The 26,285-nt window shown below is 32.7% G+C and carries 23 protein-coding genes; 3 read left to right on the top strand and 20 right to left on the bottom strand.

What is annotated here, in order from left to right; genetic code table 11:
• Positions 1–23 precede the first annotated feature (23 nt).
• Positions 24–839, top strand: coding sequence for a hypothetical protein (locus tag GBH57_RS03980; protein ID WP_151672752.1), 816 nt, complete (start codon positions 24–26; stop codon positions 837–839).
• On the opposite strand, the gene GBH57_RS03975 is transcribed toward GBH57_RS03980, so the two are convergent.
• Positions 836–1,312 carry a methylated-DNA--[protein]-cysteine S-methyltransferase gene (locus tag GBH57_RS03975; protein ID WP_151672751.1) on the bottom strand — a complete coding sequence of 159 codons (477 nt, stop codon included), beginning with the start codon at positions 1,310–1,312 and terminating at the stop codon, positions 836–838. The genes GBH57_RS03980 and GBH57_RS03975 overlap by 4 nt on opposite strands.
• Positions 1,313–1,406: 94 nt before the next feature.
• Here GBH57_RS03975 and GBH57_RS03970 point away from each other — a divergent pair, with 94 nt between their 5' ends.
• Positions 1,407–3,638 (top strand): tetratricopeptide repeat-containing hybrid sensor histidine kinase/response regulator, encoded by a 2,232-nt coding sequence (locus tag GBH57_RS03970; RefSeq protein ID WP_151672750.1) that lies wholly within the window; start codon positions 1,407–1,409, stop codon positions 3,636–3,638.
• Between the two features lie 8 nt (positions 3,639–3,646).
• Here the strand turns inward: GBH57_RS03970 and GBH57_RS03965 are convergent, their stop codons facing one another.
• The 6 genes from GBH57_RS03965 to GBH57_RS03940 all read right to left on the bottom strand — a co-directional run bounded on the left by GBH57_RS03965 (position 3,647) and on the right by GBH57_RS03940 (position 10,552).
• Complete coding sequence (locus GBH57_RS03965; protein ID WP_151672749.1) at positions 3,647–4,456, bottom strand: glycosyltransferase family 2 protein; 810 nt, start codon at positions 4,454–4,456, stop codon at positions 3,647–3,649.
• A complete protein-coding gene (locus GBH57_RS03960; protein ID WP_151672748.1) occupies positions 4,425–5,780 on the bottom strand; it encodes an exopolysaccharide biosynthesis polyprenyl glycosylphosphotransferase in 1,356 nt (451 codons plus the stop codon). The genes GBH57_RS03965 and GBH57_RS03960 overlap by 32 nt, the downstream gene beginning before the upstream one ends.
• Positions 5,780–6,769 carry a UDP-glucuronic acid decarboxylase family protein gene (locus GBH57_RS03955; protein ID WP_151672747.1) on the bottom strand — a complete coding sequence of 330 codons (990 nt, stop codon included), beginning with the start codon at positions 6,767–6,769 and terminating at the stop codon, positions 5,780–5,782. The genes GBH57_RS03960 and GBH57_RS03955 overlap by 1 nt, the downstream gene beginning before the upstream one ends.
• 60 nt (positions 6,770–6,829) lie before the next feature.
• Positions 6,830–8,128: a UDP-glucose dehydrogenase family protein gene (locus tag GBH57_RS03950; protein ID WP_151672746.1), complete on the bottom strand. Its 1,299-nt coding sequence runs from the start codon at positions 8,126–8,128 to the stop codon at positions 6,830–6,832.
• Positions 8,129–8,189: 61 nt separating this feature from the next.
• Positions 8,190–9,320 carry a glycosyltransferase gene (locus GBH57_RS03945; protein WP_151672745.1) on the bottom strand — a complete coding sequence of 377 codons (1,131 nt, stop codon included), beginning with the start codon at positions 9,318–9,320 and terminating at the stop codon, positions 8,190–8,192.
• Positions 9,321–9,331: 11 nt separating this feature from the next.
• Positions 9,332–10,552: an O-antigen ligase family protein gene (locus tag GBH57_RS03940; RefSeq protein WP_151672744.1), complete on the bottom strand. Its 1,221-nt coding sequence runs from the start codon at positions 10,550–10,552 to the stop codon at positions 9,332–9,334.
• 459 nt (positions 10,553–11,011) lie between these two features.
• Here GBH57_RS03940 and GBH57_RS03930 point away from each other — a divergent pair, with 459 nt between their 5' ends.
• Positions 11,012–12,346: a right-handed parallel beta-helix repeat-containing protein gene (locus GBH57_RS03930; RefSeq protein WP_151672742.1), complete on the top strand. Its 1,335-nt coding sequence runs from the start codon at positions 11,012–11,014 to the stop codon at positions 12,344–12,346.
• Here GBH57_RS03930 and GBH57_RS03925 read toward each other — a convergent pair.
• The 13 genes from GBH57_RS03925 to GBH57_RS03865 all read right to left on the bottom strand — a co-directional run bounded on the left by GBH57_RS03925 (position 12,343) and on the right by GBH57_RS03865 (position 26,285).
• Entirely contained in the window at positions 12,343–13,431 is a 1,089-nt protein-coding gene (locus tag GBH57_RS03925) for an alginate O-acetyltransferase AlgX-related protein (protein ID WP_151672741.1), read from the bottom strand. The two genes, GBH57_RS03930 and GBH57_RS03925, sit on opposite strands and share 4 nt — an antisense overlap.
• A gap of 4 nt (positions 13,432–13,435) precedes the next feature.
• Positions 13,436–14,704, bottom strand: a complete 1,269-nt coding sequence (locus GBH57_RS03920; protein ID WP_208997612.1) for an MBOAT family O-acyltransferase — start codon at positions 14,702–14,704, stop codon at positions 13,436–13,438.
• A 176-nt stretch (positions 14,705–14,880) separates the two neighbouring features.
• On the bottom strand, positions 14,881–16,098 hold the full coding sequence (locus tag GBH57_RS03915) for an O-antigen ligase family protein (protein WP_151672739.1): 1,218 nt from the start codon (positions 16,096–16,098) through the stop codon (positions 14,881–14,883).
• Positions 16,095–17,279: a DUF6418 domain-containing protein gene (locus GBH57_RS03910; protein ID WP_161596061.1), complete on the bottom strand. Its 1,185-nt coding sequence runs from the start codon at positions 17,277–17,279 to the stop codon at positions 16,095–16,097. The genes GBH57_RS03915 and GBH57_RS03910 overlap by 4 nt, the downstream gene beginning before the upstream one ends.
• Positions 17,280–17,363: 84 nt before the next feature.
• Entirely contained in the window at positions 17,364–18,386 is a 1,023-nt protein-coding gene (locus GBH57_RS03905) for a polysialyltransferase family glycosyltransferase (RefSeq protein ID WP_151672737.1), read from the bottom strand.
• Complete coding sequence (locus tag GBH57_RS03900) at positions 18,383–19,624, bottom strand: lipopolysaccharide biosynthesis protein (RefSeq protein WP_151672736.1); 1,242 nt, start codon at positions 19,622–19,624, stop codon at positions 18,383–18,385. Before GBH57_RS03900 ends, GBH57_RS03905 begins: the two co-directional genes overlap by 4 nt.
• 28 nt (positions 19,625–19,652) lie before the next feature.
• Positions 19,653–20,168, bottom strand: a complete 516-nt coding sequence (locus GBH57_RS03895) for a 3-deoxy-D-glycero-D-galacto-nonulopyranosonate 9-phosphatase (RefSeq protein ID WP_151672735.1) — start codon at positions 20,166–20,168, stop codon at positions 19,653–19,655.
• Positions 20,161–21,207 (bottom strand): N-acetylneuraminate synthase family protein, encoded by a 1,047-nt coding sequence (locus GBH57_RS03890; RefSeq protein ID WP_151672734.1) that lies wholly within the window; start codon positions 21,205–21,207, stop codon positions 20,161–20,163. The genes GBH57_RS03895 and GBH57_RS03890 overlap by 8 nt, the downstream gene beginning before the upstream one ends.
• 3 nt (positions 21,208–21,210) lie before the next feature.
• Entirely contained in the window at positions 21,211–21,969 is a 759-nt protein-coding gene (locus GBH57_RS03885; RefSeq protein WP_151672733.1) for a cytidylyltransferase domain-containing protein, read from the bottom strand.
• An 18-nt stretch (positions 21,970–21,987) separates the two neighbouring features.
• Positions 21,988–22,968: a hypothetical protein gene (locus tag GBH57_RS03880; protein WP_151672732.1), complete on the bottom strand. Its 981-nt coding sequence runs from the start codon at positions 22,966–22,968 to the stop codon at positions 21,988–21,990.
• Positions 22,969–23,029: 61 nt separating this feature from the next.
• A complete protein-coding gene (gene rfbD, locus GBH57_RS03875; protein ID WP_235904637.1) occupies positions 23,030–23,890 on the bottom strand; it encodes a dTDP-4-dehydrorhamnose reductase in 861 nt (286 codons plus the stop codon).
• Positions 23,890–24,435, bottom strand: coding sequence for a dTDP-4-dehydrorhamnose 3,5-epimerase (rfbC, locus tag GBH57_RS03870; RefSeq protein ID WP_151672730.1), 546 nt, complete (start codon positions 24,433–24,435; stop codon positions 23,890–23,892). Before rfbC ends, rfbD begins: the two co-directional genes overlap by 1 nt.
• A gap of 164 nt (positions 24,436–24,599) precedes the next feature.
• On the bottom strand, positions 24,600–26,285 hold the full coding sequence (locus tag GBH57_RS03865; protein ID WP_151672729.1) for a DUF6909 family protein: 1,686 nt from the start codon (positions 26,283–26,285) through the stop codon (positions 24,600–24,602).

Here is a 26,285-nt window from a genome sequence, read left to right as displayed (position 1 = left end):
TTTACGAAGTTAAATCCTATTTGATGAAAAAAATTTCGCTATTATCATTATTACTAATTTCATTTATAAGCTTCTCACAAGGTATTAAACTGGGAAATGAATATAACGACGGTGTCGTTGTTCTTAAAGATGGCGAAGTTGTAGAAGGGAAGATTTCCGAATTTTTAAATGTTGTTTTTGAAGGAAGTGAATGGGATCATCCATTTGGGAAATTTGAAGAACATTTTGGTCTTAACGATGATAAATTTGAATTACTAGATACTAGCTTTAATCGTCGTGTTTTTTACGCAAAAGATGTTGAAAGTGTCACTATTACAGATGAAAATGGCACTCGAACATTTAAGCAGTATAAAGTATTACTAGCCAATGGTGATATTGAAATCGAGGATAGAAATAGAAAATTGTGGATGCAACAAATCCATGAAGGAAATACACTAAATCTTCATGCCTTTTTTATTAGTGCTGGAGGAAGAAAAAAGAAGAATATTAGGTTGTTTTATATACAAAAACACGGTAGTGATACAGTAATGTTTGCTTTTGACTATGGTTATTTCACTGTAATTAAAACAAATAAAACCAAATTGAGAACTGAAAAGGCACTTAAAGAAGCTTTCAAATCTTGCCCTAAAATGTTAACCTATTTAGAAAGTTTCGATGTTGAAACACTAAGAGTTCCGTGGAAAGAACTTAAAAAGGAGCTTAAAGAAATTGAAAAAAGAACTAAAAACTTTAGCGAAGAAGTTCAAGAAGATGAGTTAGATGCGCATTATTACAAACGTGTTTCTCAACCTATGATTGACCTAATGCTTAAATACGATTCCATTTGCGGTGGAAACTAAAATAGTGACCCCTGAGTTACTGGACTTTCTAATGCTAACAACCATTTTTTTCGATGTAACCCTCCGGCATATCCCGTAAGTGAACCATCGCTACCAATTACCCTATGGCAAGGTATTATTATTGAAATTGGATTTTTTCCGTTAGCTGAAGCAGCCGCTCTAATAACTTTAGGATCTCCAAGCTCGTATGCCATTTGCTGATATGATTTTGTTTTACCAAAATCAATAGACCGTAAATGTTGCCAAACTTTTTTCTGAAAATCTGTTCCCTGAGGGTTTAATTTCAGCTCAAAGCTTTCGCGTTTACCATCAAAATATTCTTGTAATTGTCTAACGGTTTGTTTGAGGCTATCAGGTATTATATCTGAAATATTCTGGGGTGAATCAATAGCAAAAAGAACAGAAAATAATCCCTCATCATTTCCTTTAATTTCGAGTATTCCAATTTCAGTCTGTAAAAAATAACAATCCATAAAAGCGAAGATAGTATAAGAAGTGGTGTTTTATTACACATTGTTTTTGCTAGGAGCCTAGAATTGTTAAATTTGGGTTAACTAAACTAACCTAATGACTAAAAGTCAACACTATATATTGCTGTTAGTGGTAATAATCTCACCATTTATTTCTAACAGTCAAACTTCCCCGCAAACGCTCAGAACATTAGATAGTTTGTATGAAAGCACACACAGACTTTCGTATAACTATGACTATGCTGGTGCCATTGCTGAAAGTGATGGGTTAATTAAACTTTCTATAGATCAAAAAAACGATCATTATACCTCATTAGGATATTCAAGACTTGGAGCTATTTATCTCTCCATGAAAGACTCTATTAATTGTTTTGATTTTTATAATAGATCTCTCGAGTTCGCTAAAAAAGCAAAAAACGACACTGTTATTGCTGATGTTTACAACGACATTGGAAATGCAATAATGGTGTTAGATGGTAATGTAATTGAAGCACAAACAAATTTCAAAAAAAGTTTATCATTTAACAATAGAGATGGAAAACCAAAGCTTGGTATTATTATTAATAATATTAATCTTGCTTGGACGCATCTTAATTTAAAAGAGTTAAATCAAGCACTACCCTATTTAAATTATTCAAGAAACGCCATTGAGAATGACACAACGCTTCACCCCTTATACAGTATTGGACTAGATGTTTTAAGAGGAAGGTATCATTTATACAGAAACACTGACCTCAATAGAGCTATAGACATATTAAAAAGTGCTGCCGAAAGAGCTTCAAGCGGAAATTTTCTAGAAGAAGCATATGAAGCACAAAAATATTTATCTATTGCTTATGAGAAAAATGGCGATTTAACTGAAGCTATCGCAAGTATTAAAAAAGAAAATGAGTTTAGGATAGAACACGAAAAATTAATTAGAAAACAACAATTAGCTGAAACAAGTACAAAACATAAACTACAACAGTTTCAACAAGAAGCTGAGTTAGCCAAAAAAGAACAGATAATATCAGATACACTTGTTTCAAAAAGTAAAGAGGTTTCTATCTTTTTCATTGTAATAAGTATCATACTCCTTTTGGGCTTATTGAGTGTGTTTTTGCTTTATAGAAGTAGACGTAAGCTCATCAACAGACTTCGCGAACAAAATATAGAACTCACCGAGGCTAAGGAAAATGCAGAGCGCCTCTCTAAACTTAAAACACAGTTTTTCTCAACAGTGAGTCACGAATTGAGAACTCCGCTTTATGGTGTAATTGGTCTATCTTCAATATTGCTTGATGACGTTGAACTTAAATCGCATAAAGATGATTTAAAATCTCTTAAATTTTCAGCAGATTATTTACTTGCTTTAATTAATGATGTATTGACTTTAAACAAAGCTGATGCTCAAGGAATGAAGTTAGAGAAAACTCCGTTTAGCCTCAAGAAGCTTGTGGAAAGTATTGTCAACTCGTTTTCATTTAGCCTACAACAAAATAATAATAAAATAAACGTTGTTATTGATGAAGCCATACCAAGACGTCTTTTAGGCGATTCTATTAAGCTCTCTCAAATATTAATGAACTTAGTTGGAAATGCCGTTAAGTTTAATGAAAATGGAACTATCGAAATTATCATCAAACTAGTTGAACGTACTAGGGATGGCGTTTACAGAACGCAGTTTTTTATTAAAGACAATGGAATTGGGATTCCCAAAGAAAAGCAAGCTTCTATTTTTGAGGAATTTTCACAAGTTGAAAACAACAACTATAATTATCAAGGTACAGGTCTTGGACTGCCAATTGTTAAAAAATTACTTGATGTTTTTGGCAGTGAAATAGCCCTACAAAGTGATGTGGGAAGAGGCGCTATTTTTTCATTTATTATACCACTAGAAGAAAACACCTCAACAGTTGACACTGAAGCTGAGGAACTACTTGCTACAAGTAAACAAACACCTTCGTTTGAGAATGTTCATATTCTAATAGTAGATGACAACAAGATCAATCAAAAGGTGACACAGAAAATTTTACAATCAAGAAGTTTCAAAACTAGCCTTGCAGACGATGGACAAGAGGCCGTTACTTTAGCTCAAAAACAAGATTTCGGTTTAATATTAATGGACATACATATGCCCGTAATGGGAGGTGTTGAAGCAACTAAAGTAATTCGTTCATTTGATGATAAAACTCCTATTATTGCATTAACCGCTGTTGAAATAGAAGAGGCTAGAAAAGCTATTTTAGACGCCGGTATGAATGATATTATTTTAAAACCATATGATGTCGCACAGTTTTTAACCGTTATCCTTCGTAATTTAACTGTTGCTTTTAATAGAAATCAATAATCTGTTTTTTAATATCGCTCAATTAATTTAGGTCGTTCAATAAAATACGCTCTAAAAAACAAGAGCAAAAACCAAAGTGATTTTAAAACAGAATAGCCTAAAAAAGTTCTGTAAAATTTGTAATTATAGTTGACAAGTTTCCATTTATTAGAACTCATATTTCCATCGTGAACACGATAGTAGGCTAAATCCTCTTGTATCCCAAGGGCTGGCTTTCCGCTTTTTTCTATTGCCATTAGCCATACTGCCCAGTCTTGGCGTTTCCTAATATTTGGGGCTATAATTTTACCTAAAACAGCACAATTGTAAATGCCTGTCAAATTTCCGAGGTAATTATTACTTCGCTCTTTTTTATATGATAATTCTGGTAAGGCTTTAATGCGTTTTCCTAACAATTGCCCACTAGCATCAATTTGCACATAACTTGAATAGCAAACAGGATTATTTGCTGTTTTCATAGCGTTTAATTGCTTTTCGAGCTTAGAGCTGAGCCAAAGGTCGTCTGCGTCTAAAAACGCAATATAATCTCCCCTAGCCGTCTCTGTCGCTTTGTTGCGACATACTGCTGCGCCTTGATTAGATTTTTGGGAATAAATATGTATTCTCGAATCTGTTTTTGCAATTGATTTAGCAATTTCTAATCCGTTGTCCGTAGAGCAATCATCAACAATTAATAACTCCCAATTGGTGTGCGATTGTTGTTGAACAGATACTATTGTTTTGGTAATGTAGTTAGCTGCATTATACAGCGGAGTGATAATGGAAACGAGCGGTTGCTCTAAAGTTTTAGTATGCTTTTTCTTCTCCTTTAACGGCATTATAAACTGTTTGGAATACTATTTTAAGATCCATAATTAAAGACCAATTTTCTAAATAGTAAATATCAAATTTTACACGATTAATTATATCCTCATCACTTTCTACTTCACCACGATACCCACTAGTTTGTGCAAGTCCAGTAATTCCAGGTTTTATGAAATGTCGAACCATAAATTTATCTATGCGCTCGGCATACATGTGTGTGTGACTTACCATATGTGGTCGAGGCCCTACTACACTCATATCACCGCGCAATACATTGATAAATTGCGGTAACTCATCCATACTTGTTTTTCTAATAATTTTCCCTACTCTCGTAATACGTTCATCACCTTTTTTTACTTGGTGTAAATCTGCTGTAGGGTTAGGTTTCATTGACCTAAACTTGTAACAATAAAACTCTTTATAATCAAGTCCATTACGTTTCTGTTTAAAGAAAATAGGTCCCTTAGATCCCAATTTAATAAATATTCCTAAAATTGGGGTTAGCCAAGATAACACTCCAACAATTACTAAAAGTGACATTACTATATCAAAAAGGCGTTTTATGAATTTATTTATAGGCTCATCAATGGGTATTTTACGTAAAGATAAAACAGGAACGTAGCCGTAGTAAGTAAAATCCAGCTGTTTTCCATAAATCTCTTTATTATCTGGCAGAAACTTTAATACTTTAAGATTGTTGTCTGCAAAATCAATTAATGCAGCCATTTCTTCTTCGTTTAAATCTCCAACCGAACAATAAATTTCGTCTACAATGTTAGTTGTAAGAAATTTTAATATTTCCTCTTGTGATGTTTTATTAGCACCTTTAACAACAAATGATTTTACAAGACTATAGCCATATTCTGGGCTATCATTAAAAAAGTTCTCAAGCTCTTTTGTTTTATCATTCAACCCAACTATAACAACTTTGCGAACGTTACCACCTAATAAGCGGCGGTATTTTTTAAGAAGGTAAAATATGGCAATTTTAATAACCGAAATAACCCCCATTGTCACTAAAGAATACTTAAAAATGACTCCTGAGTCTTCCATTAACTCACTGTAATACCCATAAAATGCATATACAATAAGTAAGAAAACTAAGGTTTGTTTTACTATTAAAGAGAGTATTTTAATATACTTAGTAAAGCGATAAATTTCATAAAAATTTAAGATGAGTGTTGAAACAATCCAAGCACCCGAAATAAAAATTATATAATTTACAAACTCAATCCCACCGCCAAAAAACAAATAGGCAAGCACGTGTATCACCACTAAATCGATGACATACGAAATGGGCCTCAAAAAGCCTGAATATCTACCTTTTTTAAATATCATTAAGAGCGAATATGCTTTGAGAAATCTTTGTGCTCACTTTTTTCAAGCTCTTCTTTTGATAAGCTTTTAAAATACTCATACGTTATTTTCATTCCTTCTGCCCTAGAGACTTTAGGTTCCCAACCTAGAAGTTCTCTCGCAAGCGTTATGTCTGGTTCTCGTTGTAATGGATCGTCCTTAGGAAGTTCTTTAAAAACTATTTTTTGATCTGTACCTGTAAGTTTTATAATTTCCTGTGCAAAATCAAGTATGGTAATCTCGTCTGGGTTACCAATATTTACTGGATGTGTGTAGTCGCTCATTAATAAACGATACAATCCTTCAACTTGATCATCCACATAACAGAAAGAACGTGTTTGCATTCCATCACCAAACACCGTTAAATCTTCTCCTCTTAAAGCCTGCCCAATAAAAGCTGGAATTACACGTCCGTCATTTAGACGCATTCTTGGCCCATAGGTATTAAATATACGTGCTATTCTAGTGTCTAAGCCGTGGAAACTATGGTATGCCATAGTAATTGATTCTTGAAAGCGCTTTGCTTCATCATAAACGCCACGAGGTCCTATTGTATTAACATTTCCGTAGTACGTTTCCTTTTGTGGGTGTACTAATGGATCTCCATAAATTTCACTGGTAGAAGCAATCATAAACCGTGCTCCTTTCTCTTTTGCTAAACCTAGAAGATTGTGTGTTCCTAAAGACCCAACTTTTAGCGTTTGGATTGGTATTTTAAGATAGTCGATAGGGCTTGCAGGAGAAGCAAAATGCATAATATAATCAACATTTCCAGGTACGTGGACAAATTTTGTAACATCGTGATGGTAAAATTCAAAATCCTCTAACTGAAATAAGTGTTCTATATTTTTTTTATCTCCAGTAATAAGGTTGTCCATCCCTAATACTTTAAACCCTTCTTTTATAAAACGATCGCACAAGTGAGAACCTAAAAATCCTGCTGCACCTGTGATAAGTATTGTTTTTTTCATAGTATGTTTTCTTGGCAATCTATCTATTATTTTAACTCTAGAGTGAGGTCTAAAAACCGATTATCTACCTATTGATATATACGTAAAGTCTTCTGCTTTCATATCGTTAGTGTCGTAAAGGTTACGACCATCAAATATTACTTTATTTGTAAGTAGTTTGCTAACTTTAGCAAAATCTGGTGTTCTAAAAATACTCCACTCTGTACAAATTAATAATGCATCTGCATTTTCTAATGCTTCGTACATTCCAGATGCGTATGATAAAGTATCTTCAAATCGTTTTTTTATGTTTGGCATTGCCTCAGGGTCAAACACCTGAAGTGTTGCTCCTCTTTCAAGCAGTCCCTTCATCATATACAACGATGGTGCTTCGCGAATATCGTCTGTTTCTGGTTTAAAAGCTAATCCCCATATTGCTATTGTTTTTCCATTTAAATCTCCATTAAAATGTGATTCAATTTTTGGCAATAATATGGTTTTCTGTGTTTCATTAACTTCTATAACACTGTCAAGTATTTTAAAGTCGTAATTAGCATCACTTCCTGCTTTTTGAAGTGCTTTAACGTCTTTTGGAAAACAAGACCCTCCATATCCTATTCCTGGGAATAAGAAACGTTTTCCGATACGACTATCGGTACCCATACCTACTCTTACTTTATCAACATCTGCACCTACTTTTTCACAGTAGTTAGCAATCTCGTTCATGAACGTAATTTTGGTTGCTAAAAATGCATTTGCAGCATATTTAGTTAACTCAGCACTTTTCTCATCCATGATGATAATAGGGTTGCCGCTGCGTACAAATGGTTTGTATAATTTTTGCATTAAAGCAGTTGCTCGATCACTACTAGAGCCTACAACAATACGTTCAGGTTTTAAAAAATCGTCTACCGCAAACCCTTCTCTTAAAAATTCTGGGTTTGACACCACATTAAATTCACAACCAGCGTGTTTACTAATTGTAGCCTGTACTTTATCTGCAGTACCTACAGGCACTGTACTTTTATCTACAATTACTTTATAGCTTTTTATCTTTTTACCTATGTCTTCGCTTACGCCTAAAACATAACGTAAATCTGCACTTCCGTCTTCGTCTTCTGGTGTTGGTAGTGCAAGGAAAATAATCTCGCCATGTTCAAGGCCTTCGTCTAATGATGTTGTAAAAGTTAATCTTCCCGCTTTAATATTTCGGTCAAACAACACGTCTAAATGTGGCTCATAAATGGGTACCACACCGTTGCGCATTTTAGCTATTTTCTCTTTATCTATATCAACACATACCACCTCATTACCGGTTTCGGCAAGGCAGGTTCCTGTTACTAATCCTACATATCCTGTTCCTACTACTGTTATTTTCATAATCTGCGCACTCGTGTGAGTATCTTTTAATTATAATTCAATTTCATTAATGGTGCTTTCATTAAGCACTCGCTTCTTTATAAATCGCTTCGAGGTTACTAATATTGTTCTCGATATTGAAATGCTTTTCAAAGCGAACTAAGGCATTTTTCTCAAATTGCTCTCTTAGTGTACTATCCTCCAAAAGTGCAAAAATACGATTTGCCATAGTAACCGCCATACCATCTTTAATCACATATCCATTATGGCTATCGACAACTAAATCTCTATTTCCATCACAATCTGAAACTACACAAGCTTTACCCAAGGCTAAAGATTCAATTATTGAGTATGGCAAACCTTCGTAACGTGCTGTAGAAATGTATAGTTGCGACATTTTAATAAGCTTAAAAATCTTTTCGCGTTCAATCCATGAAATCATTGTAACGTTATCTTCAAGCCCGTATGTTGAAATTAATTTTTCGACAGCTTCTTTATTAGGGCTATATTCCCCTACTCCCATGAGTACAAGATGTATGTTTGGTTGCTTTGTTTTTAGCACTTTTAATACTTCAATCATCATTTCAATATTTTTTTGAAACGATGGTCTGCCTACTGTACAAATGTAATTAGCTGGTAACTTGAGATCTCCAAGTGAAATATCTGTATTTAGTACAGGGTTAATACTGTTATTAAAATTTAGTGCTTTTGACACTTTATAACCTACTTCTTTTATCCCTCTATTTCTTTCAGAATTTGATGATGCAACTAACGTTGAATTTATGTTCTTGAAAAATTGTTCAATTCCTAAAAAAACTTTTCTTTTAAAGCCTTTAGGCTCACTCATAAAAGAATAAGCTTGTGGAGTGTGCAAAACTGGCACTTTGTAAAATATTGATGCTGCTCTAGCAATAATACCTCCTTTAGCACTATGTGCGTGTACTACATCTGGTTTTTCATTCCGAAATATTCTAGCCGTTGCAATAATAGCTTTTAAATCATTTACAGGACTGATTTCTCTGTCTATTGGGAGTTTAAATTCCTTTAAAATTTCCGAAGTATTACTTAAATATGGTTTTTTAGAATCTGTCTTTCCGTGAATAATTATCGTTTCGAAAGCAGCCGAATTTATATTTTCTGTGATTAAACGTAATGAAACATCTACACCGCCAACCGAATGGAGTACGTGTATTATTTTAAGTTTTTTATCCATTAATTGTGCAGCTATAATGATGTTTTTGAAGCAATACTTTTCTTGTGCTCAATGAGTAATATAATTAAGAAAAATCCAAAATAGTAGGCTCCTATTTGTCGATGAAAGAAATTTTCAATCATTCCAAAAGCCACAATTGCAATTAGAAAAGCGGTTAAATTGTAATTGTTGCGGTTTTTGAAAAAAGTATAAATAACCCATAATAATAATAGTGCAAGCGCTATAATCCCTGAACTCATTAAAAAGTCTAGAAATTGATTATGGCTATTATATTTTTTCTTAGAAAACCACTCCTTTGTATTGGCATCTTGTATTTGTTCTTGATAACAATTTTTTAATGTGTTTTTTGTTCCTTCGAATCCTAATCCACTAACTAACAATCCTTCATCTTTAATTATTGATACAGCGCAAGACCAAATTTCTTTACGGGGATCAAATGAGTTATTGTCTTTTACTAATAACGCATTCGTTGCGTAATCTTCAGCATAAATAAATCGTTTTGCAGAGGTGTCTTTAATACTATAAACTATAACCGATAGTACAGCGATTGCAGCAATTGCAATGCCTAATCTAAGTCCTCTTTTCTGCCCATAAAATTGTTTTACAAGCGCTAAAACTAAAAGTGCTACAACCGCATATCTTGAAACAATTAGAAATACGAATAGTAAATTGATTATAATATTAGCGAGGTAGTATTTATTGTTGGCATCGTATGTTTTTTTCATACTCCAATACGAAACAAGAATGCTTATAACACTTAACAATCCCAAGTACTGGCGGTCTATAAGTAATGTGTCTACAGAACGTAATGGATTTCCTATATTAAAAATTCCTTCTTGATTAATAACTAGTACAATACTATACATAGAGAAGAGAATCGCAGCTAATGCTGAAAAAATAATGGCCTTATTCACCTTTTTTATATCTCTAACTGGAAGGTATAGTATAACCAACCCTAGAGAAACCAATACTTTATTGACTACCGCAAAATTAGTTTCAGATCTGCCTGTAAATAATGTGTTTAGAACAAGGTATAAAGCAAAAGCACAAAATATAAAAAATGGCGTTTTCTTGATACGAGAGAAATCTGCTTTTTCTATTACTGACGGAAATGCCACAAGCAGAATAATTAATAAAATATTAGGCAACGAACGTGCGTATTCATCAAATGGCAACATTAAAAATAATGCCGAAAACACATAAGGATATATGGAGCTTAATACTATTTTCATGGGTCAATTTTATGCATATAAAGCATAATACGAAAGTAGTTAAAATGAATATTTTATAGGTGTTCTTGCAATAACTTTTTGCAGAATAGAGTTATAATTAAATATTCACAAATAAATATTTTAACGTGTGGAACTAATAATAGACAATACAAACAATAATGAAGCTGTTTTACTAAACTTCATTCAAGACTTAATAACAGCGGGGAATCAATCTGGAACAATAGTATTCAATGAGAGTGTTGTTATTTCTAGTAATACCGACGATTTTTTGTTTCCCTCTTTCGTTACTCTAAGGTTTATTAACGGTAATAAACTTTTAATTGGTAATAGGGTGATTAGAATATTTGGACAAATTGAAAGAAAATAAACCAAATTATTCAAGCCCCTTTAAATCATAATATAACTATATTTAATGAGATAATATATCCCGAATGGTTTGGGGTTTGTACCTACCAAGTAGTGGATCTTGTAGGCCCTCCATTATATAATGACAATATCGTTATACAAAAAGCAATAAATTCAGCAGACATAGGTGGTAGTTTATGTCTTTTAGGTAAATTTTACAGAATAAACGAAGTTGTTAATATTGATGTTGAAGGTCTTAGAATAACGGGACTTGGAAAATATTATAGTACTGATACACCCAGCAATTATTTACAGCCAACTACTTTAAATAATCAAGGCGTATTTAAAATTAGCAGACCTGGTATTAGAATCTCCGACATTAATTTTACTGGTAATATCTCTACTAATAAAGGGGCAGGTGCTATTGGTTTTGCTTTGAAATATGAGATACTCGATTTAAACGGAATAGTAATTAAAGACATTGATACTGGTGTAAATAACTGCATGTTTGTTGATTTTAATATGGCAATTATGACAAGAGGTGCAAACCTAAAAGTAACTAATTGTACTTTTACCGCCTGCTATATTGGTATAATGGCAGACAAACCTTTAAAAACACCTATAACCAACCATAGTAATGATGATGTTAATGCACAAACAAGATCACATGTTATTACAAGAAATAGATTTCACTCAATAGGTAGCTCTAGTAAAGACGCTTCATTGATTGGGTCAGCCTGCATAAAAATATGGAATGACACTGGTATCACTAGTGAGTCAAATGGAAATGGCGAAAATTATATCGTAAGAGGCTACAATAATGAAATTACTACAAATCATGCTGATGATTGTAAAACTTTTTTTGAAGGTAGCTTAGACCGAACCAAAATTGACGGTAATACTATTTTAACTTCTGGGGGTACAGCAATCAAAGCCACTACAGGAAATTATGGGTCAATTTCTAACAACCTTATTGATGGTTCACATACATGGAACGGTAACAAACTTTTCCCTGAGACATATAATAATAGCACATCCTTCCCTAGTGGACATGGAATACATATTAATAACTCTAATTACTTAACAATAAATAATAATCAAATTTCAAATAAACGCTTTAATGGTATTTATATAGAAAAGTCTAGAAATTCATCTATTCAAAACAATACCATTCATAACTTTAACCGTCACGCATTTATTAAAAAGTCTACTTTAGCGCCCGAAGTACAAGATGGATCAACATATTGCGGAATAAGGATTGAAAAAAGCCCTACTAAACAAAAAAACAATATTCAAAACATTGTATCTAATAATATTATTTCAATACATCACCAAAAAGTAGAGGGTAAATATGGTATATACGCTGGTGATGGTGATGATTTTGAATTTATTAAAGACAATTTCATTTTACCTACTCGTATAACCACTGCTGCTATTTTAATTGATTAAATATGCTTATATAAAAATCGCTCAACTGAAACCTCAAGTACTATATTAGGTTTTATTGAATCAACCATTTGCTGATTATATTCATCTCTCAAATAAATAACTTCTTTAAAATGAAGTGAATAAAAAGGAATCATATTATTACTATAAGAGTCGCCAAATACAAGTAATTTTTTTTGTTTTGCATCAATCGAATTATTGGTGGTTCTTATAGCTCTTGGTGGTAAACTTTCTAAAGTATCATAAACATATTTATTTGACTGAGATTTTAGATCAGAAAGCGGTCTATACTCTTCATATCCAGCTATTGAATCTAATCCTGCTAATTTTGTTAAATCACCGAAACGCTGATGAACATTTCGCCATCTAAAATCATTGTATTTATATGGAGTTACATCCAACTCCGTAAAAGTTTTAAAAAAATCTTGATAAGCTTGAAATGAACCCAAGTTAGACCAATGTGTATCTAATTTAAGATACCGAAGCGCTTCTTTTCTTTCAGGATAAACAGAAGGTTCAAATAAAGTAAACCCATTTAAAGATAAACCTTTTTTAAGTTGTGTTGCTAAAGATATAGTGTCCCTAATTTGAACCCGCATTGCTTTAGGCAACTTCTCAATGTAAATATTGTGCTTGTTAGGAAAATAACCAAAATAATAGGAAATCCCTCTTGCCTTAAGCAGACTGTCTTTTTTTACAATTTTGTCTACAAATTTATTTAGATCATCAGTTGTAAGTAGATCCCTTCTTGAATAACTTTTTAACGCCTCATCTGTATTTATAAAAAGAAAACCATCATTACCTATTTGTACTTTATCTGGAAATGGCGATACCTTAAAGTACTTTATTTTTATCTCCGCATTTTTTGCTATAAATTTTTGTCTATTCGGAAATCGATCATTAAAGTATAATTCAAAGTCTTGAAAATATTCTTTTGTGAAGGATTGCTCTGGCAATCCTGTTAGTTTCCTATTTTCGTTTGAAACGTTTGCTTCTGGTAAAATTAAAAACCCTATAAATGGCGCTATTAAAAGAAGTGCAAACGCCACAATAAAAAACACTTGTAATATAATTTTTGCTTTTTTCATATACTTAAAATCTAAAATATATAAAAGGGTTATAATTAGATTGTATTATTTCAAAAACACTTAGCAGCAACAAAACAAAATGCACCCCATAAGTAATACTTGTAAATAATATTGTATTTATACCTTGCGAATATTTAATGATATATTTTCGTAATGGAACTGAAAAAATCACTCCTAAAGTAATTATTAAAACCGTTAAATTATTAACATATAATAACGCATACAGATTTGTTCCTTCACTAAATACAAACAATCTACCAATATAGTCCACGGCATAGTTTAAGTTTTCAGCTCTAAAAAAAACCCAACCAACCATAACCACTACTAGCATATAGATGTTTGAAAGCCACGCTAATGTTCTCGGCAATTTCATCGAAATGTTTTTTTCTACCAATAAAAAGAATCCGTGAAACAAACCCCAAACAATAAAATTCCAACTAGCACCGTGCCATAAGCCCGTTACAAAAAACACAAGTAACAAGTTTCTATAGGTAAATAATGTACCGCCCCTACTTCCACCTAGGGGAATATATAAATAATCTCTAAACCAAGTCGATAAAGAAATATGCCACCTACGCCAAAAATCTTTAATGTTTTTCGCGCTATAGGGATGTTGGAAATTTTCTTTAATATTAAACCCAAACATTCTGCCTAAACCAATAGCCATATCAGAATAACCAGAAAAATCAAAATAAATTTGTAACGAATAACACAATATTCCTAACCAAGACATGGACGTACCAAGTTCAGTAATGGGAATGTCAAAAACTTTGTCTGCTATTAGGGCCACATTATTCGCAATCAAAACTTTTTTAGCAAGACCTCTTGTGAATTTTAATATCCCACTTGTAAACCCTTCAATTGTAGTTTTTCGATATAATATTTCTTTATAAATATCTTCATAACGAACAATAGGACCTGCAATTAATTGTGGAAATAATGAGATGTATAGTCCCAAATGAACAAGGTTTTTTTGTGGTGGCACTATTCTTTTATAAACATCAACTAAGTAAGAAATACTTTGAAATGTGTAGAATGAAATACCGATAGGAAGTAAAATAGAACCCTCAGTAATTGATGCTTTAAACCCAAATACTTGTAAGTTTTCAACAATAAAATAAGCGTATTTATAATAAATAAGTACTGCTAGATTAAATAAAACACCTATAAATAAAATTAATTTTGGATTGAGCCAAGTCTTAACTTTGATTGTTGATTGTTGATTGTTGGTTGTTGGTTGTTGGTTGTTGGTTAAAATAATATTTCCAACCAAATAGTTAAACAAAATCGAAAATACCATTACCAACACAATGACCGCTTCACCCCAAGCATAAAAAAACAAAGATGCTAGCAGTAGAAAAATATTTTTTAACTGAATTTTAGGCAGTAAAAAATAAACCACTAAAACTGTAGGTAAAAAAGCAAATAGAAAGATTAACGAATTAAATATCATATTCTTTGTTCAATAGCTTTTAAATGTACAGAAACGAGAGAAACAAACATACAAAAGTAAAATATACCTTGTTGTAACTCAAAATAACTCTCGGTAAACATTGACACTATCATTAATAGTGTCAAAACAATAAGTGGTGTTTTTTTATTTTTTAGAACTTTAAAAAATAGTGCCAAGCAAATTGTTAATAGTAATAATGCACCTATCATTCCATATTGAATCGAGCTTGACAACAATTGATTGTGAGCGTGAAAATTTTTTACTTTCTCGTAACCTGCTATTTCATAAGCCGTATTTAATGCCTTTTTTTCAGCACCTCCTCCATACCCTAAAATAGGTTTTTCTTTTATAACATTAATAGCGGTACTCCATACTTTCCCTCTCAAGCTAATATCGTGATATTCTGCACCTATTTTTGAAACCTTATCGCCTGTATCAAAGCCTATTTTTTCTAAAGTATCATAAAATTTATCTTGGGCAAATTTGTTTATACTTAGTAATGAAACCATAGCCGCTATTGCTATAACCGCAACAACCAGTGTTTTAATATTTAAAAACAATTGTATGTTTTTAAGCATATACACTCCTACAATACAACCATAAATAAACAACCCTAATCGCACTCCAAACAACACAATAATTACAAAAAAGAGTGAAGCAACTGTCAATTTTATATGCTTTTTAAAAGTGCCAAATAACAAAAAAATTAAAGCAGTATTTAAGTACATAGCATCTTCTGGCATGTATTTGTGATACATGGATTCTTGAATAAAATTATACCAATGACTTTCATCGAAACGTATTATATAATTGTAACCAAGTTTTGTAAGTGAGAATAGACAAAACAACGTACAAGCAAAAACAAATACACGTTGTGCTTTTTTAATTAGCTGGTTGTCTGGGTTCACCAAAACAAAAACCAACGGAATTAATAAGAAAGCAATATTCTTACCTATTTTTTCCACAGTTTTATCAATAGTTATAGAATAAGTCAAGCTTAGAAGGGTTAGAATGAAATAACTTATTAATAACACAAGTAAAGGTTGCTTAGCTATGTTTTTAAAAAAATTAAATTTCGGCTTAAAAGCCAATGACAATACAAGGCATAAACCCAAAGCTATAGGCGCTAAAATATCTAGAAATGGCAACACTGCAAAGACACTTAAAAAGCTAAGAGACACCCAATCATCTTTAGTATTTAGTTGATTAATCACGTTAATTTTGGTTTTCTGAAATGAACAAAAAGAAAATACACCGCTAAAAAACCAAACGCAAAATACAATTTGTAAAAATAACCCATTACAAAGGCATAAATAGTCCAATTAAAAAGTTGATACGCTATAATTGACAAAAAATAGGCCTTCTTTACCATCAGTTCTTTTAGAACCCATCCCATAAGTGCTAGAAAACCAATAACCAATATAGTGTGATAAACAAGCGCTAATGACACTGGGAAAATTTTAAATAATATTCCTGGATATGCATTAGTAAAGTTGTACCCTCCAGTATTGTTTGCTGTAAGCACCATTTTTTTATCTGCAGCAAACTCTTCCATCATTATTGGCATTCCGTAAAGTAGATCTGCTGGATTAAATGATTTTGGTTCTTCATTATGAACTACGAATCTATCTGTTGCTCCCCATAATAAATGCCCTTGAAGTCCAAAAATTCTATAAAGCATTGCTTCATTGGGGTCGTAGATTTTAATGTTAGCAAATGGTTTTGTTTCTTCGTATTTCGTATAAGTAATTTTATAAATTACACCTCCCATTAAAATCGAAAACAAGAATAAAGGTACAATTGATCTAATCAAGAATTTTTTCATGTTTGCTCTAAACGTAAAAACAATTGGTAGAAGAAATGAAAAAGTTCCTTGTACAATGGGTGAAAATTTTTGTCCAATAGCAAAGTTGTATCCAAAGAAAACAAGTAACATTACTATTGAGAATTTTTTATATTTTGAAAAAAGTAATCCAATTGCAAAAGGAATGAAAATTGCGGTATTTCCAAAAATTGAATTTAAAAAAGGAAAACGTGAATGAGACCAATAAGTAAATCTTGTTATTTCTGGATTCAATATAGGTAAAGGTGAAAGTGCCGCGTTAATAAGGAGAATTCCTTGCGCAAATAGTATTAAACCTATTATGAGAGGTACTTCTATATTCCGCCCCTTAAATGCAATATTAAAGACGGGCAAAGAGCGTTTATTAAAACTTTTAAACGCCATAGCTATTAACACGAACGTAAAAATAAAATAGAGTACACATAAAATAGTAGCACCCGTAAAAAAGCTCATACGTCCCTGCTCATTAATGTATACTCCTTGTTCTAAATAAATTAGCGAAGGAATTACACTAAAGGCTTGAAAAAAAACCAATCCATATAAAAATGCCAACGTAAAACTTTGCCTAAAATAATAGAAGACAAATGCTACAAATAGCAGTGCAAATAATATGTTGACAAATAATCCCATTAACAGTTAGTTGAGAGGCTTTATAAAGTTAAAATTAAGCTTTTTAAATACGTGTATTAACTCATTGTCTTGAATAGGATATACTGAAAATTCAATTTTCGCCCTATCTTCTTTACTTAAACGTGCGTAAATATTTATTAATGTGCTAGAGTTAAAACTTGTTACAAAGCTACACGGTAATTCTTCAAAAAATAGATCTTCAGCGGTTTTCGAAGTCGTTACTAAACGAACTTTCTTTCCAGGAAAATAACCCGACAAAAACTCTTGCGTTAAACGCACTCCGTTTCGGTGAGGTTTATAATGTATTGTTGTGATTGTGTTATAAAAAGGTTGTTTTTTTAGCATCTCGAAAAAATCCTTAAGAGCCGTCATAAAAACATCCTGGCCTATTAAATTACAAAAACCTTCCTGTCCAATTATATACAGTTCATCTACGGTATTATCTACAGAAGTTGTTTCAACAGGAAACTGTTTTACCTTTTCTGCAACAAACGCTTGATCTGGAAATGTTAGGTATTGCGCAATTACATGGGCATAACCAGCACCAGATGAGTGCCCCACGTATTTTTTAAAAGGAATCCCTCTAAGCTTTGCAATAGTTTGTTTTAGCCGAAATTTTAATACGGAAACATTCGCTAAACTATGATTGTAATAGTTAAGTGTTCCGTCTTCTACAATGACTATTTTAGCTTTATCACTAAAACTGAAAAACATATAATTACTAAGTATATCTTCAATATACGCTAAGTAAATAACGGTGCTTTCATTTTTATATTTTTTCAAGCTTTTAATAATGGTCGCGTACGCTTTTGCTTTATTAGAAATTGAAACAAGTTGTTGTACACTAGAACTTGCCGTATTATTAAACGATATTGTCGCTTTAATAACTGTTGGCCATAGTGCCTCATTATAAATAATGGTATTGTCTACAACTAAAATTCGTTCGCCTATAGACGCGATATTATCATTCAATAATGTTTCAAAATTATTGAGATGTGTCTGTCCTATGGCTATAAAAATGTGCTTCATATTCCCATTAATTGCTTAGGTGCTGCTTTTCTTCTCAAAATAAAAATAACAATTGCCGTTACTAAAAATGCTGATGCCGCTCCGTATAACCCATAATAATAGGTTAAAATCCACGTGGCTATTATATTGATAATTCCTGAAATTATTACAATTTCTAATAGCTTTTTCTCTCGATGCTTAATGTATAAATATGCGTGGTATAATAACGAAACATTCATTAAATAAGCACCTCCTAACAAAAATAAAAGTAATGGCCATAATGCTATAAACTCGGTTTTGCCTTGCCAAATTAAAATAGGGTACATACAAATTACCACGACAACACTTGCTATTGCCGCATGGAGAAATAATAACTTCTTGTACCTTTTTAATTTGTTTACAAAGTTATCGGTTGTGCTACTTTCAATTAAATCTGGAAGCTCATATGATACCACAATGGTACTTACGTAAATGGTAACAACCATTGCAAAATTAGAATAGAAAGAAAAAATTCCTGCCGCACTTTCATCTAAAACTGCCTCAACTACATATCTATTTGAGTATTCAATTATTTTCAAAAATATGGTTGCAGTATAAAAAATCACACTCACTTTGAGTCCTTTTATTAGCCAACTTTTATCCCAAGTAGCTACTTTTAAATTAGTAATCAAAGGTTTAGCAAAGATGATTAACGTTAGCACAAGTGTCATTGCGTTGAACGATAACCAAATGATTAATATTTCGGCTATGCCTAATGAAGCTTCTTCTAACAATAGCTTATAAAGCACATACAACGTCCATCCTGCAACTCTAATGAAAAGCAATATGTTAGCCACTAATACTTTTTTAAAAGCGAGCAGTAGTCTGTAAATTTCTTGATTGAGATGTTCCGTAATGCAAATACCTATTAACAACCACGTGTATTGTGCGAAGTAATCAATTTGATTAAACAATACATACCCAATTACTGCAAATAATACGTACGATACTGCATAAAGGGACATTGCTGTCAAAACCTTAGTTGCAGTGCGTTCTTTGTTTAAAAGAATATCGCGAATTGCATAATTGTAAAAGTCAAATCCTAGTATAAATATGGCAATGGTAATGGTGGTAGCTTGCAATGAATACACACCGTAGGTATCTGTATCAAAATACTTAGAAAGAATTGTAAATATTACAAATTTAGATGCCATTGCTGACATCCTTAAAAATAAAGAACTGAGCTTATTTATGGACAATGCCTTAAGTAATCGCTGCATAAGTGCTCCTATAAATATCCTTTTAGGATTATTGTTCTATTAAAGTTACTTGCGCTACGGTACTAGCTAACACATTGTTTTCTTCTAAAATATACTCTACAAATTCTCTAAAAACACCTTCTCCTCCTTTTTTAGTTAACACAACATCTGCAATATCTTGAATGTAAGATGGTGCAGAAACAGGAACTGCTGAAAAGCCTACGGCTTTTAATAAGTGAATATCGTTTAAATCATCTCCTACATAAGCAACCTCATCCAGGGTAATGTTTAACTCTTTGCACAGTTTTGTTGCGATAGCGACTTTATCTTTTGCTCCCTGAAACAAGTATTCTATGTTAAGTTTTTCGGCACGACGTTGCACCATATTGGTGATTTCGCCTGTTAAAATACCTACTGGAATATTGAGTGCTCTACAAAAAAGCACACCTGCGCTGTCATAGGTATTAAACTTTTTTAGTTCACTACCATTGGCATCATAATACATTCCACCATCAGTCCAAACGCCATCAATATCCGTCAATACAAGCTTAGGAAGTTTAGGCATTCGATACATTTTTAGTGTAAATAATTTCGTTTTTAGGAACTGCATTCGTTACCGTAGTACCAATTAGCGTGTTTCTATCAACCCATTTAACACCATCGCCTGGGCTTAATAAGTGAATATCATTTTCTGTAATAACGTGTCCTGGAGCTAAATCTTTATTACTAGCAATAGATCGTTCCAGTTTAAAACGTGCCTTCTCAACGCCAGGTTCGATAAACATTTCTTCTTTCCCCATCCATCTTTCTGCAATTCGAATATCGCGTACCATACGGATTACACCTTCTGGTCCAAGAGATCCTGCTTGATCTGTTCCTTTAATTCTTCTATCAATAGTAATATGCTTCTCAATTATTTTTGCTCCCATACCTACTGCAACAACAGGTGCTGAAATACCAATGGTATGGTCTGAAAACCCTATAGTATATTGTCCATAGTGCTTTAATAAATAATTGATAGTGTTTAAGTTTAAGTGATCTGGATGGGTAGGATATTCCGAAACACAGTGTAATATTGAAATATTGCTGTGGTGTTTTGTGATAACTTCTAATCCTTCGTCAAGCTCCTTAGTACTAGCCATTCCTGTTGAAAGAATCATTGGAATTTTAGTTTCGGCCATCATTTCCAATAATGGAATATTTGTCAAATCTCTACTAGCAACTTTCAGAAAATCTGGAGAGAACAATTTTAATAATGAACGACAACCTGGGCTACATAATGTTTCTACGAAATCTAAGCCAAAACTTTTTGCGTGTTTATACACTTCAAAATGTTCCTCATCACTTAGTTCTAGAAAAGCACGATGTTCACCATAGGTTTTTCCAAAAGAGTTAGGAGTATCATACAAACTTGCCATTTGACTAGCAGATAGTTCTTCATTTAAATCTCGTTTGGTAAGCTTTACAGCGTCCATTGGTTTTAGATCTAAATCAAAAAGTCCTTCTTTAACAGGTTTCGCCGCTAGTTCGGTAATCAACTTTGCTATATCTACTGAACCGTTATGGTTTTGCCCTATCTCCCCTATTATGTATGTATCTTTCATTCTTTATTTAATGTTATTGCGCATTTCGGTAGTCATTGCTTCCATCCACTTTGGGTGTTTTTCAATAAATGCGACAATGTGCTCTTGTTCTAAAACTATATGTTCTTCAATAAGCTTAGTATAGATATTTTTAATCAACTCGTGATCTTTTGGTGTATCTATCGTTAAGCGTATTGATTTATTTGTTGATACTGTTTTTGGAATCTCTTCTTTATGTATTGTAAAGTTAGTATCGTGAGTATATATATAGTTTGTAACGTGTTCTATATATAATTTTTCAGTAGTCATTTCAGCTACTTTTTCTAATGCATCTAGCGTTACTCCTTCCGTATAAAAACCATAACTCGTTTTAATGCTTGGTAAACTTTCAGAAGTACAATAACACCAGTAATCTACATCACTGTTATTAAAAGCTGTTATTTGATGTTGTAATGCCGAAATATCAAGCAACGGATTATCTGCACATATCCTGATAATTCTGTCTACAGAAAATTGTTTAGCAGCGTTGATAAAGCGTTCTAACACATTATGTTCACTACCTCTATAGACTGAAAGCCCTCTATCATTTGCTACCGTTGCAAGTACATTATCTTGTTCGCTATTAGTGGTTGCTACTATAATAGGCATTTGTAAGCCTGCACTCAACAAACGAGAAACTAACAATTCGAAAATACCTTCATTCTCGTAAAAAGGAAGCATCATTTTATTAGGAAGCCTTGTAGCTCCCATTCTTGCTTGTATTATTATTCCTGTTTGTCCCAAATTGTTCGCTATTTAGTACTACTCGTTGTCTTGAGAAAATTGCTTTAACGTTCTAAACAAATACAAAATGAAAAATACAGATGAGAATAATAGCACTAAATAAATTGGAAATTTGATTTTTTTACTAAATCCAAAAATCCCTTTATCTACAATTTTATAATTTGCACTTGCCACTTTAATAATTTGGTCTTGATCGTGCTGCATTTTTTCAAGTTCTAACTTTTTAGCAAGCAATACCTCTTGATAGTCTGAAAGCTCAAACATATCACTGTTGCTGTTAGCTGTAAGTGATAACACACCATCCTTTTCTTCTGGAACATAACTTAAAGCAACCATAATATTTTCAATATTATTAGCTGTTTTCATTGCTTTATCAATACGCAAAGCCATATTTTTCTGATAGATGTCTTGGTATCCTTTGTAGAATTCATTTTGATTAAGGTACTCCATAATTTTATTCACAACTACAGGAGCATCTTCACCAGCAACATAAAAGTTTAAACGATGGTATTTAAATGATCTGCTTGTAGTGTTGTCTTCCAAAAACTCAGAAAGTTCTTGGTTCTCAAATAAAATTCTGAATGCATCAAGTTGCTCTCTAGATTGAGTTACAAAATTGTAAATATCTGGTAGCGCTTCTATTTCAATAGTATTAAATCGTTTCCAGTTTTCTCCTGTAAATTGTTTAATAAACACAGAATCCCCTTGCTTTCTTTTTAAGTTTATTTCGTCAACTTTATCATACAAGTAATCTGTACTTTCGAAGTTAGGAACAACTAACAACTTGTTTTGATACATTGTTGCTGAATTTCTTTCCGCAAAATAGCCTAATACAACTCCAGCGATTATCAATAATGAAATCCAAAGAATGTTTCTTTTAAAGAAATCAAACATCATAAATAATAGACGCGCAAAACCTCTAAAAAAGTTTGAAATTTGTTTAAAGAAATAGCCTAAATCAATCTCCTCAGCAGCTGTAGTTTGTTGTTCTGTATTCATATAATCCTTAATGACGTAAATTTTATAATAAATTAATCTTTTAAAAGATGTAAAAATAACCCTAAGGTTGCGTGTACACATCTTCCATAAAACCCTTTAAACGCTCATTCCAAAGCGGAATAACAATACTAAACGTCTCCTTTACTTTTTTAGTATTTAAAATGCTGCGTTCGGGTCTTCGGGCAAAAGTAGAATAATGATTGGTACTACCAAGATTTGCTTGTGGTATTTGCCCTGCATTTTTTAAAATTTCCGAAGCAAAATCATACCAAGTTGCTTCGCCATCGTTGCTATAATGATACACGCCATATTGGTAAACCTCACTTAAAATAATAGTGAGTAGTACAACAGCTAAATCCTGAGCATTTGTGGGAGTTCCTGTTTGCTCTGTTGTAATTTTTAACGCAGTACCCTTTTTAAAGTGTGAAAGCATTGAGGTATAAAAATTGTGCCCATATTGCGAATACAACCACGAAGTTCTTACAATAAAATGTTTTTGGCATAAAGCCGAAACATGCTGTTCTCCAGCTAATTTAGACGCACCATAAACATTTATAGGTCCGGTGTTATCAGTCTCTTTATACGGTACTGTTTGCGTACCATCAAAAACATAATCTGTTGACACATGAAGTAAAACAACATTATGCTCCTCACATTGTATTGCTAGGTTTTTTACTCCTTCGCTATTAATTAAATATGCGTTTTCTTTATCTGATTCTGCTTTTTCAACATTGGTATATGCTGCTGTATTGATACAATAGTCAAACGAATGATTTCTGAAATATAAAGCAACCGCATCATTATTGCTAATGTCTAATTGCTCTCTTGAAACAAAAGTGCACGCTAAAGAGGTGTGCTTAATACTAGCATCTTTTATACATTTTGCTAGTTGACCATGTGCTCCAGTAACAAGAATTCGCATTATAGTAGGGCATTTTTAAATAACGGTAACTCAAGATCTTTTTCTGAAATTATCATGTCATTTTTAGGTAATCTCCAATCCAAATTTAGATCTGAATCATTAAAGATAATTCCGCTTTCAGATTCTTTATCGTAAAAGTTATCACATTTGTAAGCAAAAATACTTCCCTCTTCTAACACTGAAAATCCATGTGCAAATCCTCGAGGAACATATAATTGTTTTCCATTTGCTGCACTAAGTTCTATTGAAAATGATTTTCCAAAAGTTTCAGAACCTTCTCTAACATCAACAACAATATCTTGAACTCGACCTTTTACTACGCGAACCAATTTTGCTTGCGCCAGGGAACCGCGTTGAAAGTGAAGTCCTCTTACCACTCCGTAACGAGAAATTGATTGATTGTCCTGAACAAAATCTTGCGAAATTCCAGTTACTTCTTCAAACGTTTTACTGTTGAATGTTTCGCTAAAAACTCCTCTTGAATCTTCAAAAGTTTTAGGTGTGATGACAAAGCATCCAGATAAAAGTGTTTGTTCTATTTTCACGTTAGTCTAATTACTTTATTGGTTTAATTGAGCAAAATTTACAGTACATAGTACTACAACTTTATTTTTGACAGCATTAAAACTCTTTTCTTAGAAAACACATCGAAAATCAAATGAGCCGCCTATTTATAGCATTTTGTTGCTTTTCTAAAACAGATTTTAGACTAATCTAAAATATGTTTTAACATTTTTTCGGTGATAACGTAGGTAGGTTTTACCCCTGTTGTTCCTAATCCACCAGATGCTAAAGTGCTTCCAGTTTCTAAAGGATTATCACTTGCATAATACGCGTACATTACCTTTACATTTTTGCTAATACTACCTCGTATTCTTGATGCTGCTTGTATGGCTTTTTGGTAATGTGCACCCTCCATTTCAAGACCAATTACATTCCAAGTAGAGTTATAAAAAAACTTCAATACATCTCTATTTTGTAATGATGTTCCAAGCACACTTATCATAGATCCTTTAAAAACTGCTACGTCATCATCTTTAAAATCTGATGCTTTTAACTTGTTTTTAAATGGGTAATTATCTGCTGTTCCTTCAAAAACATGTGCCGATGGTATCATAATATCACCTTTTCCTCCTTCAAGAATTCCAGCTTTACCCATAATTCCAATAGATACAATATTCAAAAATTGGGTCACATTATCTTTCACATAAGGTTTCAATAACTCGTCCATAGTTTCATACGCTTGCTCTCCAAACGCATAATCCATAACGACAATTACTGGCGTATCTTCTTCGTTTTCGATGGTAGATTCAAGACCGTATGGTAGTGATTTCAGCTTTGCTGTATCAAAAACCTGAACGTCTATATTGGTACCGCTTTCGTCTTTAATATACGTCATTCCCTCTTTAAGGGCTAACTTCATTGTTTTTTCACGCTCTTTAGAACTCCCTGAACTACTCAATAGCTCAAACAATTGCATTTGAGAATTCTTTTTAGAAATTACCGGTAAAGCTCTTTCAGCAAATAAACTATTCATTACGCTATGCATATTTGCACTTATAATGTGAATAGGGCGCTGTATTAAGCCTTTTTCATCTAGAAGCTGCTTGATGTTCATCGCCCAACGTTCTCCATGAATATGGTGTCCTAAACGCTCTCGCAATACAGGACTAAATGTGATAATTCGTTTATCATCACGTACAACTTCATCAATAGCTAGTTTTCCTAAATAATAGATAATATTTAAAAAACGGTGCTCGTTTTCTGCACAACTAAAAGCATCATAAACTGAAAGCACTTCTTCAAACGTTCTACCTAAAAAGTTAGCAGTATGTGTTAATGCTATCTCTTTTTCTTCCTGCGTTAGCTTTCCTTTTTTGTTTACGGCTATCTCTAATTTTTTCCAATCTCTAATAACACCGCCTTCTTCATTAATTAAAATAGCACGCATAATTTTATGCGATTCTATATAAAGAAAAGTTAGGTGTGTAAGAATATCGTAAATTTCACTTCGCCCACGAGTTACCTCAATGTTCATTTGCTCATCGTCAATACGGTAGCAATTACGGCGACGTTTAGGTGGAATAATAGGTTCGAAATGAGAATTTTTATACCCTTCATCACTAGTTAAATTGATAAAACGGCATTCTTCAATCCCAATTGGAAGTCTGTCAATAACATATAATAAGCCTTGTAATTCTATCTTATCTTCTGCGATAGAACCATAAATTTCAGGTCTTAATGTTAGAAGGGAATCGCGTAAGGATTCACCAGAAACGCCCATTGGTTTGTAAAATCCTCTATTAAAGAGGTGACGCATAGTAATGTAAAGTCTTTCAATCGCGCCTGTACTCTCTTGTGCCCTAGAACGGGTATGTGCTTTGAGTTTTGTCAT

Source organism: Patiriisocius marinus, assembly GCF_008974325.1.
In the GTDB taxonomy this organism is placed as follows: Bacteria; Bacteroidota; Bacteroidia; order Flavobacteriales; family Flavobacteriaceae; genus Patiriisocius; species Patiriisocius marinus.
Note: the sequence above shows the minus strand (reverse complement) of the source record. Positions and strands in the feature narration are given on the sequence as shown.

What these genes read in the sequence shown, in the direction of transcription:
- GBH57_RS03980 (WP_151672752.1), top strand. Translation starts at nt 24, where the DNA reads ATGAAAAAAATTTCGCTATTATCATTATTACTAATTTCATTTATAAGC.
- GBH57_RS03975 (WP_151672751.1), bottom strand. Translation starts at nt 1,312, where the DNA reads ATGGATTGTTATTTTTTACAGACTGAAATTGGAATACTCGAAATTAAA.
- GBH57_RS03970 (WP_151672750.1), top strand. Translation starts at nt 1,407, where the DNA reads ATGACTAAAAGTCAACACTATATATTGCTGTTAGTGGTAATAATCTCA.
- GBH57_RS03965 (WP_151672749.1), bottom strand. Translation starts at nt 4,456, where the DNA reads ATGCCGTTAAAGGAGAAGAAAAAGCATACTAAAACTTTAGAGCAACCG.
- GBH57_RS03960 (WP_151672748.1), bottom strand. Translation starts at nt 5,780, where the DNA reads ATGATATTTAAAAAAGGTAGATATTCAGGCTTTTTGAGGCCCATTTCG.
- GBH57_RS03955 (WP_151672747.1), bottom strand. Translation starts at nt 6,769, where the DNA reads ATGAAAAAAACAATACTTATCACAGGTGCAGCAGGATTTTTAGGTTCT.
- GBH57_RS03950 (WP_151672746.1), bottom strand. Translation starts at nt 8,128, where the DNA reads ATGAAAATAACAGTAGTAGGAACAGGATATGTAGGATTAGTAACAGGA.
- GBH57_RS03945 (WP_151672745.1), bottom strand. Translation starts at nt 9,320, where the DNA reads ATGGATAAAAAACTTAAAATAATACACGTACTCCATTCGGTTGGCGGT.
- GBH57_RS03940 (WP_151672744.1), bottom strand. Translation starts at nt 10,552, where the DNA reads ATGAAAATAGTATTAAGCTCCATATATCCTTATGTGTTTTCGGCATTA.
- GBH57_RS03925 (WP_151672741.1), bottom strand. Translation starts at nt 13,431, where the DNA reads ATGAAAAAAGCAAAAATTATATTACAAGTGTTTTTTATTGTGGCGTTT.
- GBH57_RS03905 (WP_151672737.1), bottom strand. Translation starts at nt 18,386, where the DNA reads ATGAAGCACATTTTTATAGCCATAGGACAGACACATCTCAATAATTTT.
- GBH57_RS03900 (WP_151672736.1), bottom strand. Translation starts at nt 19,624, where the DNA reads ATGCAGCGATTACTTAAGGCATTGTCCATAAATAAGCTCAGTTCTTTA.
- GBH57_RS03895 (WP_151672735.1), bottom strand. Translation starts at nt 20,168, where the DNA reads ATGCCTAAACTTCCTAAGCTTGTATTGACGGATATTGATGGCGTTTGG.
- GBH57_RS03890 (WP_151672734.1), bottom strand. Translation starts at nt 21,207, where the DNA reads ATGAAAGATACATACATAATAGGGGAGATAGGGCAAAACCATAACGGT.
- GBH57_RS03880 (WP_151672732.1), bottom strand. Translation starts at nt 22,968, where the DNA reads ATGAATACAGAACAACAAACTACAGCTGCTGAGGAGATTGATTTAGGC.
- rfbD (WP_235904637.1), bottom strand. Translation starts at nt 23,890, where the DNA reads ATGCGAATTCTTGTTACTGGAGCACATGGTCAACTAGCAAAATGTATA.
- GBH57_RS03865 (WP_151672729.1), bottom strand. Translation starts at nt 26,285, where the DNA reads ATGACAAAACTCAAAGCACATACCCGTTCTAGGGCACAAGAGAGTACA.